This window comes from Paenibacillus sp. JT31N17 (genome assembly GCF_056269255.1).
The window spans coordinates 675,303-687,685 of record NZ_JBWDNP010000003.1; the positions used below are offsets into that span (position 1 = coordinate 675,303).

The 12,383-nt window shown below is 53.9% G+C and carries 12 protein-coding genes; 8 read left to right on the forward strand and 4 right to left on the reverse strand.

Translation table 11 applies throughout. The features are described 5' to 3' along the window. Positions 1-103 precede the first annotated feature (103 nt). The 4 genes from AC0YOB_RS14960 to AC0YOB_RS14975 all read left to right on the forward strand — a co-directional run bounded on the left by AC0YOB_RS14960 (position 104) and on the right by AC0YOB_RS14975 (position 5,730). Positions 104-1,444: an LLM class flavin-dependent oxidoreductase gene (locus AC0YOB_RS14960; protein ID WP_475793442.1), complete on the forward strand. Its 1,341-nt coding sequence runs from the start codon at positions 104-106 to the stop codon at positions 1,442-1,444. A gap of 242 nt (positions 1,445-1,686) precedes the next feature. Beyond that, the gene (locus AC0YOB_RS14965; RefSeq protein WP_475793443.1) at positions 1,687-2,241 is read left to right on the forward strand and encodes a glycerol-3-phosphate responsive antiterminator; all 555 of its coding nucleotides are present in this window, start codon (positions 1,687-1,689) and stop codon (positions 2,239-2,241) included. 49 nt (positions 2,242-2,290) lie between these two features. Further along, on the forward strand, positions 2,291-3,802 hold the full coding sequence (glpK, locus tag AC0YOB_RS14970) for a glycerol kinase GlpK (protein WP_475793444.1): 1,512 nt from the start codon (positions 2,291-2,293) through the stop codon (positions 3,800-3,802). A gap of 248 nt (positions 3,803-4,050) precedes the next feature. Next, positions 4,051-5,730: a glycerol-3-phosphate dehydrogenase/oxidase gene (locus AC0YOB_RS14975; protein ID WP_475793445.1), complete on the forward strand. Its 1,680-nt coding sequence runs from the start codon at positions 4,051-4,053 to the stop codon at positions 5,728-5,730. A 151-nt stretch (positions 5,731-5,881) separates the two neighbouring features. On the opposite strand, the gene AC0YOB_RS14980 is transcribed toward AC0YOB_RS14975, so the two are convergent. The 3 genes from AC0YOB_RS14980 to AC0YOB_RS14990 all read right to left on the reverse strand — a co-directional run bounded on the left by AC0YOB_RS14980 (position 5,882) and on the right by AC0YOB_RS14990 (position 7,765). Further along, complete coding sequence (locus tag AC0YOB_RS14980) at positions 5,882-6,433, reverse strand: chromate transporter (RefSeq protein ID WP_379113297.1); 552 nt, start codon at positions 6,431-6,433, stop codon at positions 5,882-5,884. A 231-nt stretch (positions 6,434-6,664) separates the two neighbouring features. After that, on the reverse strand, positions 6,665-7,279 hold the full coding sequence (locus AC0YOB_RS14985) for a chromate transporter (protein WP_475793446.1): 615 nt from the start codon (positions 7,277-7,279) through the stop codon (positions 6,665-6,667). A gap of 3 nt (positions 7,280-7,282) precedes the next feature. After that, positions 7,283-7,765: an Lrp/AsnC family transcriptional regulator gene (locus AC0YOB_RS14990; RefSeq protein WP_475793447.1), complete on the reverse strand. Its 483-nt coding sequence runs from the start codon at positions 7,763-7,765 to the stop codon at positions 7,283-7,285. A 632-nt stretch (positions 7,766-8,397) separates the two neighbouring features. Between AC0YOB_RS14990 and AC0YOB_RS14995 the strand changes: the two genes are divergently transcribed. The 3 genes from AC0YOB_RS14995 to AC0YOB_RS15005 all read left to right on the forward strand — a co-directional run bounded on the left by AC0YOB_RS14995 (position 8,398) and on the right by AC0YOB_RS15005 (position 11,338). Beyond that, entirely contained in the window at positions 8,398-10,116 is a 1,719-nt protein-coding gene (locus AC0YOB_RS14995; protein WP_475793448.1) for a proline--tRNA ligase, read from the forward strand. 45 nt (positions 10,117-10,161) lie between these two features. Next, positions 10,162-10,527: a VOC family protein gene (locus AC0YOB_RS15000; protein WP_475793449.1), complete on the forward strand. Its 366-nt coding sequence runs from the start codon at positions 10,162-10,164 to the stop codon at positions 10,525-10,527. 64 nt (positions 10,528-10,591) lie between these two features. Beyond that, positions 10,592-11,338, forward strand: a complete 747-nt coding sequence (locus AC0YOB_RS15005; RefSeq protein WP_475793450.1) for an SDR family NAD(P)-dependent oxidoreductase — start codon at positions 10,592-10,594, stop codon at positions 11,336-11,338. Positions 11,339-11,366: 28 nt separating this feature from the next. Here the strand turns inward: AC0YOB_RS15005 and AC0YOB_RS15010 are convergent, their stop codons facing one another. Continuing rightward, entirely contained in the window at positions 11,367-11,657 is a 291-nt protein-coding gene (locus tag AC0YOB_RS15010; RefSeq protein ID WP_475767556.1) for a DUF3817 domain-containing protein, read from the reverse strand. Positions 11,658-11,763: 106 nt separating this feature from the next. Here AC0YOB_RS15010 and AC0YOB_RS15015 point away from each other — a divergent pair, with 106 nt between their 5' ends. After that, positions 11,764-12,381 (forward strand): hypothetical protein, encoded by a 618-nt coding sequence (locus AC0YOB_RS15015; RefSeq protein ID WP_475793451.1) that lies wholly within the window; start codon positions 11,764-11,766, stop codon positions 12,379-12,381. The last annotated feature ends 2 nt before the right edge of the window (positions 12,382-12,383 follow it).

Here is a 12,383-nt window from a genome sequence, read left to right on the forward strand (position 1 = left end):
AATAGGCGGAAATAGTATAGAGAAGCGTAAGCAGCAAACCGGCAGACGGTTCCGCCTGCGCCGCCTGTTTTTTCACCGGAAGTCCACAGAGGAGGAATTTGGCATGGCAAATCGCAAGCAAATCAAATTTGGCGCACTGATTCATGGGGTGGGCGGCAATGTGTCCGTATGGCGGCATCCCGAGGTTCCGGTAGATGCCAGCGTGAATTTTGAGTTCTACAAGCAGCAGGCGCAAACGGCAGAGGCGGGGAAATTCGATCTGGTATTTATCGCCGATGGTCTCTACATCAATGAGAAATCCATCCCGCATTTTCTCAACCGCTTTGAACCGATCACGATTCTGTCCGCGCTTGCCGCTGCTACCTCGCATATCGGCTTGGTAGGAACATTGTCCTCCTCGTACAGCGAGCCCTTCACGGTTGCCAGGCAGTTCGGCTCGCTGGACCATATCAGCGGCGGCCGGGCGGGGTGGAATGTGGTGACATCGCCGCTTGAGGGCTCCGCCAAAAATTATGGCAAAACCGAGCACCCGTCCCATGATGAACGGTACAAAATCGCAGAGGAATATCTAGAGGTTACGCAGGGACTGTGGGATTCTTGGGAGGATGACGCGTTCATCCGCGATAAGGAATCGGGCGTTTTCTTCGATCCTTCCAAGCTGCACACGCTCAATCATAAAGGCACTTATTTCTCTGTACAAGGACCATTGAATATTGCAAGATCCAGACAGGGACAGCCGGTTATTTTCCAGGCCGGCTCATCCGAGAGCGGGAAGAAGCTGGCTGGCAAGGCGGCCGATGCGGTCTTCACCGGACATGAGAGCATAGAGGAAGCCAAACAGTTCTATAAGGAAATTAAGGACAACGCCATTGCGAACGGCCGTTCCGAGGACGATATTGTGATTCTGCCGGGCATAGGGCCCATCATTGGGGCAACAGAAGAAGAAGCGGAACGCAAATACGAGGAAATTGCCGGACTTGTCAGCATTGAGAATGCACTCAATTATTTGGGACGTTTCTTCGAGCATCATGATTTTTCACAGTATCCGCTTGATGAGGCATTCCCGGATGTAGGCGATTTGGGCAAAAACAGCTTCCGCAGCGGAACGGATAAAATCAAAAGACAGGCCAAGGAGCAAAATCTTACCCTGCGGCAGGTTGCCCTCCGCTCGGCAACGCCGCGCGGGGCCTTCATCGGCACGCCGGAGAAAATCGCCGACTTGATCCAGCAGTGGCATGAGGAAAAGGCGGCCGACGGATTTATCATTCATACTCCCATTCCGAGCGGCCTGAAGGATTTCGTTGAACTGGTGGTGCCGATTCTGCAGGAGCGCGGATTGTACCGTACGGAATACGAATCGGATACGCTCCGCGGCAATCTGGGCATTCCGGTTCCGGCCAACCGCTATGCGGCAGCGAACAAGACTGCTGATGTCAACGGCTGAGATCGAAGCAGCCGGCGTTTGAAAGAATTGCAGATAACCCCGCGAAGATTGATGCGGGGTTATTGCGCTTGACGCATGGCAGCGGTGAAGCTACAATTAGATTCAAGTTCATATTGTGACGGAAGAATCGGAGAAATTCACATAGACACTCCTGCGCCTCGTGCGTGAGGGATGATTTTATGTGTTTTTTTGTTTATTTGCAAGATAGCGATGCGATCGAGGCTTGGGGGGACGGATTCGGAATGCCATTTCAGCAACAGCTCATTTTGCCTGCCGCCAGAAATATAAAGGATTTCGAGAAATTGCTGAATTTTTCCTATCAGTACATCGTGCTGCTGGACAGCCATATCAGTCAGCTTCAGTCGCTTGTTCAGCTGGCCAAGTCCTGCGGTAAGCAGGTGCTCATTCATGCGGATCTGATCGAAGGCCTCAAGAATGACGAGTATGCGGCTGAATTTCTCTGCCAGGTGATCCAACCGGCCGGAATCATGTCAACACGCGCCGGCGTCATCACCAAAACCAAGCAGAACAAGCTGCTGGCGATTCAGCGACTGTTCCTGCTGGACTCCGGCGCGCTCCAGAAGAATTATGCGCTGCTTCGGCGCACGCAGCCGGATTATATTGAAGTGCTGCCCGGGATTATGCCGGACATCATCAAGGAAGTGCATGAGGAGGCGGGCATTCCCATACTTGCCGGCGGCTTCATCCGGACGGCGAAGGATGTGGAGAGAGCGCTTACAGCGGGTGCGACTGCCGTCACCACAAGCAATGCGGCATTGTGGAAGCATTTTATGTAAGACGGAATTTGCCTCGAAAATAAAGCCCCGGAGAGGATTGTGGTTAAGGATGAACCAGGCGGAACATTCTACGGATTCTTACATATTGGCATTGGATCAGGGTACCACCAGCACAAGAGCCATTTTATTCGATAAGCAGGGGTTGATGAGAGGGATCGCCCAGCAGGAATTTACGCAGCATTTTCCCCAATTGGGGTGGGTGGAGCATGACGCGGAGGAAATCTGGGAGTCAGCCCGGTCGGTGCTTCGGCGCGTTCTGGAGGAGAATGGCATCGGGCCGGAGCAAATTGCCGGAATCGGGATTTGCAATCAGCGGGAAACGACCGTCATCTGGGATAAAGACACAGGTATTCCGGTCTATCCGGCGGTAGTCTGGCAGTCGCGCCAGAGCGCGGGAATTTGCGCGCAGTTGAAGGCGGATGGTCATGAGGAGCTCATCCGGGAGAAAACGGGGCTGATGGTGGACGCTTATTTCTCGGCAACGAAAATCAAATGGATTCTGGAGCATGTCGAGGGGGTGCGCCAAAGAGCGGAGGCCGGGGAGCTGCTGTTCGGCACCATCGATACCTGGCTGATCTGGAAGCTGACCGGCGGCGCCGTCCATGTAACGGATTATTCGAATGCGGCGCGCACGATGCTGTACAACATTCATGAGCTGAAATGGGATGAGGAGCTGCTGGCGATTCTTAATATACCGCCGGGGCTGCTGCCGGAAGTCAAGCCTACCTCCCATCTTTATGGACACACGACAGATGAGCTGTATGGCGGACACGCGATCCCCATTGCTGCCGCGGCCGGGGACCAGCAGGCTTCCCTGTTCGGTCAGGCATGCTTCGAGAAAGGCATGGCCAAAAATACATACGGCACCGGCTGCTTCATGCTGGTGAATACCGGCAGCGAAGCCGTCCGCTCGGAGCATGGGCTGCTGACGACGATTGCCTGGGGGATCGACGGGAGGGTGGAGTATGCCTTGGAGGGCAGCACCTTCGTGGCGGGATCGGCGGTGCAGTGGCTTCGCGACGAGCTGCAGCTGATCGGCTCCGCCCAGGAAAGCGAGCAGGTCGCGGAGCAAGCCGATTCGACGGACGGGGTGTATGTGGTGCCCGCATTCGTCGGGCTGGGCACTCCGTATTGGGACAATGAGGTTCGCGGAGCCATATTCGGGCTGACAAGAGGTACCAGCAAAGCGCAGCTTGTCCGCGCTACGCTGGAGGCGATCGCGTATCAGGCGAAGGATGTCTTCACGGTAATGGAACGGGAAGCCGGGCTGTCATTTGCCAGCTTTCGCGTCGATGGCGGCGGTTCCCGGAACAATCTGCTGATGCAGTTTCAAAGCGATATGCTGGGAATCGCCGTGGAGCGCCCGACAGTCAGCGAGACGACGGCAAGGGGAGCGGCCTTTCTGGCCGGTCTGGCGGTTGGCTTCTGGAGCTCCAGGGCAGAGCTTGCCGGCCTCTGGAAGCTGGATATCCGATTCGAGAGCAGCATGGAGGAATCGCTCCGCGGAGCGAAATACGAGGGCTGGGGCAGGGCCGTCCGGGCAGCTCAGGCTTTCAAATAATTGAAATGTGTGGTAGGATGAAACCAAGTTAATAATGGGTCGGAGATATGGAGAAGCCGTGATAGCCTTTCGCAAAGCTTGCGAGAAGGTTTTGTCGCGGCTTCTCTTTTTTCTAGCCTTTTTGTCAGAGTGCATGAGCTTTACGCCTATAAATTTCTACAAAGTTTGAGGGAAGAAACGAACTTCGCGGCCCAAAGGACGGAGAAGCCTTTTCTTCCTAATTGACGGGAAATGGGAGAGACAACCTAATGACGGCTAACTTTTCAGGCTTTAACCGTGAGGAGATCATCAGTCAACTGGAGGAAACACGCTGGGATCTGCTTGTTATCGGCGGAGGAATTACTGGGGCGGGGATTCTGCTTGATGCGCAGAAACGCGGCATGCGGGTTGCGCTGGTGGAGATGCAGGATTTTGCGGCGGGCACTTCGAGCCGCTCGACCAAGCTGGTCCATGGCGGGCTCCGGTATCTGAAGCAGCTCGAGATCGGCGTTGTGGCCGAGGTCGGGAAAGAGCGGGCGATCGTGTATGAGAATGCGCCCCATGTGACGACACCGGAATGGATGGTGCTGCCGATCTACAAGGGTGGAACCTTCGGCTGGTTCTCGACGTCGCTTGGTCTGCGTCTGTACGATTGGCTCGCTGGTGTGAAACGTGCCGAGCGCCGCCGTATGCTGAGCCAGGCGGAGACGTTGAAACGCCTGCCGCTCTTGAAGCGCGAAGGACTGAAGGGGAGCGGCTATTATGTCGAATACCGCACGGACGATGCGCGGCTTACGCTTGAAGTCATGAAGCGGGCTGTAGCCGAGGGCGCCAGGGCCATTAATTATATGAAGGTTGATGATTTTCTATATGAAGCAGGGCAGATGGCAGGCGTTGAGGCAAGCGATCAATTGACGGGGAAACGGGTGGTTATTCATGCCGCACAAATTGTCAATGCAGCCGGTCCGTGGGTGGATACTCTCCGCGAGAAGGATGGCTCGCGCCAGGGCAAGACGCTTCATCTGACCAAAGGCGTCCATCTGGTCTTCGACCAATCCCGGCTGCCTCTGCATCAGGCCGTATATTTCGATACGCCCGACAAGCGGATGGTGTTCGCTATTCCCCGTGCGGGGAAAACCTATGTGGGGACCACCGATACGACCTACACCGGCAATTACGAGAAGCCGCGGATGACGAATGAGGACAGGGACTATCTGCTGCGCGCGGTGAATGCCTTGTTTCCATCAGTCCGCTTAACTGCTATGGATGTGGAATCCAGCTGGGCCGGTCTCCGTCCCCTCATCCACCAGGAGGGCAAAGACCCTTCGGAAATTTCCCGCAAGGACGAGATTTTCCGCTCCCCATCGGGCCTGCTGTCCATTGCCGGGGGCAAGCTGACCGGTTACCGCAAAATGGCCGAAGCAGTCGTGAATAAAGCGGCGGAGGAGCTGACCCGCCAGCAGGGCGCAGCTTTCCCCGCCTGCCTGACCAGGCACGCGGCTCTCTCCGGAGGCGATGTCGGAGGCTCGAAAGGCTTTGGCGCATTTATTGCGGATCAGACATCCCGGGGCGTCAAGCTTGGTCTGTCGACGGAAGCGGCGGAGCGGCTCGCCCGTTTCTACGGCTCCAATGTCGGCTCGCTGCATCAGATCATGAAGGACCGGAAGCAGGAGCAGGTACAATCCGGACTTCCTCTGGAGCTGTTTGCGTCTGTGGAGTATGCGCTCAATGAGGAAATGACCCTCACGCCGATGGATTTCTGGATCCGCCGGACAGGCGCGCTGTTCTTCGATATCTCGCGGGTGTACCGCTGGAAGGAAGCCGTTCATGCCTGGATGGGCAAACGTCTGAACTGGACGGAAGCTCAGTCTTCAAGCTATAGAGCGGAGCTTGACGCCGGGCTGGAAGCGGCGGTCGCAACGGTCAGCGCGGATGCGGACAACGCATGAACATGCCGTTCTGAACGGTAATTATTTGAATACCGCATCTTACCTATCACTTCCCGAACATGAGCGAACGGACCAGAAAATAAGAGCTCAAAAAGAACCAGTCCAAGTTGACTGGTTCTTTTGTTTGCATTCTACGAAAACCCGTCTGCGCCTATAAATGAAACACGCCAATCGCGATGCCGCCATAGGCAAACGCACAGAGAATGACAAGTGCAGGGTGGATCTTCCTGCGCTGCATCAGCCAGAAGGCAACCGCTGCGATGATTAACGCCTGCCAGATGCCGATAAGAGAAATCGACGAGGAGGCGATCTGCCAGGTCAGGGTTACCATCATGATGGCGATAACCGGCTGTACAAGTATAGTGATCCCCTTCACCGCATTGGATTTGCGGAATCGCTGCAGCAGCTGCAGCAGCAGAATGAGTGCTATCGCCGAGGGCAGGATGGTAGCCGCCAAGGCAATGACAAGGCCGGCCCAGCCTGCCACTTCATAGCCGACATAAGCGGCAATCTTGGTCGCAATAGGACCGGGAAGGGCATTGCCGAGCGCCAGCATATTGGAAAATTGCGGGTCTGTCAGCCATCCGTAATGCGTGACAATCTCCTGATACATCAGCGGTATGGAAGCCGGTCCGCCTCCATAGCCTAATACATTGGAAATCAGAAAGCCCAGAAAAAGATGAATCCATTCTATCCAGTCCATGCGCTACATCCTTTTTTCGTTACTTTAATTAATCTGCGAGGGGTTTAAAAGTCCGGTGAGTAACTGGCGGAGCAGGCGGAAATAGTCTGGAGAAGCGTAAGCGTTCGCCTTTGTACCCCGAATTTATCAGATACAGGTATCCAAAATAAAACAAATTCAGGGGTACAACAGCGATCGGAAGACGTTTCCGCATGCGCAGCCTGTATTTTCACCGGACTTTTAAAGCCACTGTTAATTTCCCTGATCCGGCATTCTCACTTTCCGTTTGCTCTTCAGATAGGCTACTGTCCGGATATGGACAATCCCGTATGCTATGAAAAGGGCAATGACAATAGCCGGATGAATATGGATCACGTTCATCATCAGGAAAGCCAGCAGGAAGAAGAACAGGCCTGCTGTCATGCCAAGCCCCTTGACCGCCCTGTTTGCGAATTCATAGGCCATGACTCCAAGCATAACCGCGATCACCGGGGTGACCGCTCCGATCATACCGGCGATTACAGCCGAGCCGCTGAGCCATCGGACAATGGAGATGAGTGCCACCATGGCAAGAGCTGTAGGCATAATATGCGACAGCAGAGCGATTAAGGCGCCGGGACTTTTACGCAGCCGGTATCCCAGATAAGCGGCCATTTTGGTGGCAATAGGACCCGGAAGCGCATTGGCAAGCGCCAATATCTCGCCGAATTCACTTTGGTCCAGCCATTTGTACTTGGTTACAGCTTCATACTGGATGAGCGGAATAACGGATGGACCGCCGCCGTATCCGATAATGCCGGTTTTGAGCATGGCCCATGACAAATCCCGATAATCCTGTTTGCTGGTTTTCTGAATAGAGTCTGCCATCGTCTATAGCCTCATTCCCATCCGGCTTTTGTATCGGTTGATCAGTACCTGACAATCCACGCTCATGATTCCGGGAAGCTTATAGAGCACGTCCTTCATGAACTGCTCCATCTCCTGGTTATTCGTAAAGAGGCCGTGCATGTGAAGCTTGCTGGGACCCGTCATATGGTAAAGGCTGGTTACGACAGGTTCATCGGCAAGCGCCGTCGCGGCCTCGTGCAGAAACTTGGGCTCCACTTCCACGTTGAAAAAGGCGGAGACGAGAATGCCGATTTTCTCCGGATTAATGACGGCGGTGAAACGTTCGATCACGCCGTTCTCCATCAGGGCATTGATTCTGGATTGCACCGCAACCCGGGAAAGTCCGATATCCTTGGCCAGATCGGTGTATGAAATTCTCCCGTTCATGTTGAGGGCTTTAATAATCCTACGGTCTGTTTCATCGATCTGAATCGCGGGATTCCCTGCGTTTGGCAAGATTTGCATAATGGAGGCTCCTTTCAATAGAAGTATAGGGATGGTTAAAAGAAGTACTGGCCGTTATATGACTTTTTGAATGCAAAATGACATGTTTAATTACTATATGTTCAAATATACATGGAATATTATACGTTATCAATTAAAATTTATATCGTCGCTTACGAATTACAATTCTATATCTGAGGAAACGGCTTGGCGTAAGGTACCGGGATTGACTTTGCCATGGGGATGGGTTATTTTATTTGCAGGTCTTGGGAAAAGGTCAGGGTTTGGCCCCCAGGCATAGTTAACAACGATTATCAAGGATATGAGCGATAGATTGCATACTTGCCGTCCTTAACGGATGGTAGTGAAGCATCATGAAAAGCTTGCGGCCTGCGTCCAGAGAGGGAATTCATCGGCTGAAAAATTCCCGGCATCCGCCTGTTGCTCCCCGCCTTGTAGTTGCTGCAGGGAAATCATAGTATCTGCAGCCGGGAAATTCCCGTTATCCGCTAATGAGAGCTGTGCCGAATCTTGGCATAGTCAAATTAGGGTGGTACCACGAGACAGCGCGCTCGTCCCTTTCCGGGGACGGGCGCGTTTTATTGTATCCGATGGATTCTGAGAACTTCAATAGTAGCGGAGGTGCTAAAGAAATGAGACAAAGTCATTCGTTTATCCCGACACTGCGGGAAGTTCCTGCCGACGCGGAGGCGATCAGCCACCAGCTGATGGTGAAGGGCGGATTTATCAGGCAGCTTGCCGCAGGAGTTTATTCGCTTCTGCCGCTCGGCAGGAAGGCGCTGCGCAGGGTAGAGACGATCGTCCGCGAGGAGATGGACAAGGTTCAGGCGCAGGAAATCCTGCTCCCGGCGCTTCAACCGGCCGACTTATGGCGTCAATCCGGAAGATACGATAGATATGGCCCCGAATTGGTCCGGCTGCATGACCGCAGCGGAAGAGAATTTGTACTGGGACCGACTCATGAAGAAGTCATCACGACGCTCGTTCAGCAGGAAGTGAACTCCTATAAACGGCTGCCCCTTCTGCTTTATCAAATCCAGACCAAGTTCCGGGACGAGCGCCGTCCGCGCTTTGGTCTGCTGCGGTGCCGCGAATTTCTCATGAAGGATGCCTATTCCTTCGATACCGATTGGGAGGGGCTGGGCCGGACTTACGATGCCATGTATGAGGCGTATCACCGCATTTTCGAACGCTGCGGGCTGAAATTCCGGGCGGTGGAAGCAGATGCGGGCTCCATAGGCGGTGAAGGCGGCACGCATGAATTCATGGCTCTGGCCGAATCGGGTGAGGATGTCATTATGTCTTGCCGCTCCTGCGGCTACTCCGCCAATCTGGAGAAGGCCCAGTTCCAAAGCTCCGGCTCTACCGCCATCAAGGGCTCAGTTACTCCCGCTGCGGTGAAATTCCACACTCCGGGCATCAAGACCATTGATCAGCTTACCGCTCACACCGGCCAGCAGCCACAGGAGATGATCAAGACACTGATTTACGCCGCAGATGGGCGCCTTGCCGCCGTGCTCGTGAGGGGCTGCGATGAAGTGAACGAAACGAAGGTCAAGCTGTGGCTGAACGCGGAAAAGCTGGAGCTGGCTGATCCCGCGGCCGTTCAGACCGTGACTGGAACCGTTCCGGGCTTTGCGGGCCCGGTTGGACTTGCAGCTTCTATTCCCGTTCTGGTCGATCGGGATGTGGCGGCGATGGACGATGCGGTAGCGGGAGCGAACGAAGCGGATTATCATTTGCGGCATCTGCTTCCCGGGCGGGATTTTCCGCTTGAACAAGTCGGCGATTTCCGCAACGCGCAGGAGGGGGACCGCTGCCCGCGTTGCTCAATGGAGCTGGTTATGGAGCGGGGTATCGAGCTCGGACATGTATTTAAACTCGGAACGAAATATAGTGATGCTTTCGATGCCCGTTTTCTCGATGCGGGCGGCGTGGAACGGCCGGTCATTATGGGCTGCTACGGCATTGGCGTCACCCGGCTGCTGGCGGCAATAGTGGAACAGCATCATGATCAAGACGGGATGATCTGGCCCATCGAGACCGCGCCTTATCATGTGCATCTGATTGTCGTTTCCCTCCAGGATGAAGCCCAGCTCGCAGCAGCTGAGCTTCTGTACGAACAGCTGAAGCGGGAAGGAATCGATGTGCTCTACGACGACCGGGAAGAACGGATGGGCGTTAAGCTGAAGGATGCCGATCTGATCGGACTGCCCATCCGGATTGTGGTCGGCAGAGGAATAGTCCAGGGCTTGGTGGAGTTGAAGGAGCGAACCGGCGAGAGAGCTCAAATCGGGCATGGAGAGGTAATAGACCGTGTATGCGCGATACGATCAGCTTCGCTGGAATGACTTCAATTTCGAACAGATTTAGCGATGGGGAAAGGGTGAAATATCATGATTATCGGCTTCCATCATGCCCAGATTACGATTCCGCCCGGTCAGGAGGAGCAGGCAAGAGCTTTTTATTGCGGGGTGCTGCAGCTAAAGGAGATTCCCAAGCCGGATTCTCTTGCCGGGAGAGGCGGTTTCTGGGTTGAAGTAGGGCTGCTTGCCCTGCATATCGGGACGGAGGACGGCGTGGACCGGACCCGTACCAAGGCCCATATGGCCTATGAAGTCACAGATTTGAAGCTTATCGAAAGAACGCTTGCCCAGCGGGGGATTGGGATTCTGGATGGAATACCCATACCGGGCTATGAGCGGTTTGAATTTCGGGATCCCTTCGGCAACCGCATGGAATGCATTCAACGTATCCGCTAGCGTTGTCTTGTCAAGCAGCAGCTGAGGTTCTTAAATTTCTACAAAATAAGGAGTTGAAATCCGCATGAAATATGAAGGGAAAGTAGTTGTGGTGACAGGAGCATCAGGAGGCATTGGCAGTGAACTGTCCAAAGCCTACGCCGAAGCGGGAGCGCAGGTAATTATGACGGACATCGAGAACGAGAAGGGGCCAATTCTGGCCCGGAGACTCACGCAAACCGGCGCTCTGGCCCAATTCATTGAAGCGGATTTGAGCCAGCCCGGTCAGATTGTGCAGCTGTTTGAGAGTATCGGGGAATTGTACGGAACGGTCGATATTCTTATTAACAACGCCGGATTCGGCATCACGAAATCCCCTTACGAGCTGTCGGTCGACGAATGGGACAGTGTCGTTCATGTCAATTTGCGCGGCACCTTCCTCTGCTCCCGCGAGGCTGCGAAGCGGATGAAATCCGGCGGCGGCGGCCGGATTGTCAATATTGCCTCTACACGGGCGGCCATGTCCGAGCCTAACAGCGAGGCTTATGCCGCTACGAAGGGAGCCATAGTCTCCATTACTCATTCGCTGGCTGTGTCGCTTGGGCCTGATCATATTACCGTCAACTGCATCAGTCCGGGATGGATCGAAACAGGCAATTATGCGGAACTGCGTCCGGTTGATCATGAGCAGCATCCCGCAGGACGTGTCGGACATCCCGGCGACATCATCCGTGCATGCATGTATTTGACGGATCCGGAGAATGATTTTGTGACAGGCCTGAACATGACGGTAGATGGCGGGATGACCCGTAAAATGATCTATGAGCACTAGCAGGCGAATGGGCTGAAGACGCTAGACGCTAGGCTTCCTTGCGCAGCCTGGCGTCCAGGAAGAAGGTTCCGAGCGGGATAAAGGCGGAAAGAAAAGCGATAAAGACAAACAGGAAGGACCATTTTCTGACGATCCAGGCATGAAGCAGAGCCAGGAGAAACAGCGTGAAGAGCAGTCCATGCAGCGCGCCTGCGATGGTTACGGCAATGGGGATGTCGGCCCAATATTTGAGGGGCATGGCGATGAGCAGCAGTACGAGATAGGAGACGCCTTCCACATTGCCGATCCATCTTAATCGTCCGATTGCAGTTTTGAGCATTGAATTAAAATACCTCCACGTTTCGTATCATGATATGATTCTACTATCTATACGGCTGCGATGGTGATAGGGTCCGCCAATTATGTTACGAAAGGGTGAATGTTGAATGGTGTGGTCCGAACTAAGAGCAATTCCGAACGAATATAATGATCAAATCAAATCAATTGACGAGAAGCTGTTGTCTCTTATAAAGGAGAGGAAGACACTCACCGGAAACCGCAGGTTTTTTCCGCCTTGGGAGCAGGTGCAGGCCTGGGGCGAGCAGTTTCAAATGGCGGACTTGCAGATCAGTTATTTTTTTCAGAATATCCAGGAACGCACCCGGCCCGTTATGCCTGACAGTACCGGCGATTTGAAGGGTGTGGTTTCCATTATGAAGAAGGTGACAAAAGATCATATAGACTATATATTGACGCATGCCATGCAGCATGAGCATGTAAGTGTCGCTTATCTGGAAATAAATAACAGAAGAGAAAATGCCGACAGCAGCAGCCATACGCGCATTAAAGCAAATCTGACCCTTGAAATCATAGGGGATCAGGATTATGCCGTAAGGCGGAGCAGCATGGGCGGTAACGGAGCGCAGACGACAATGACCTTTCATATTGCGCCTGCCCTGCCGGATGACCTGAAGACCCTGGAATTTTCGCTCATACCTGCCCAGGTGTTTCCGGAAACATCTGTTGAGGAAATTATTCTGGACCAGCAGATCGACTTTATTTGAGC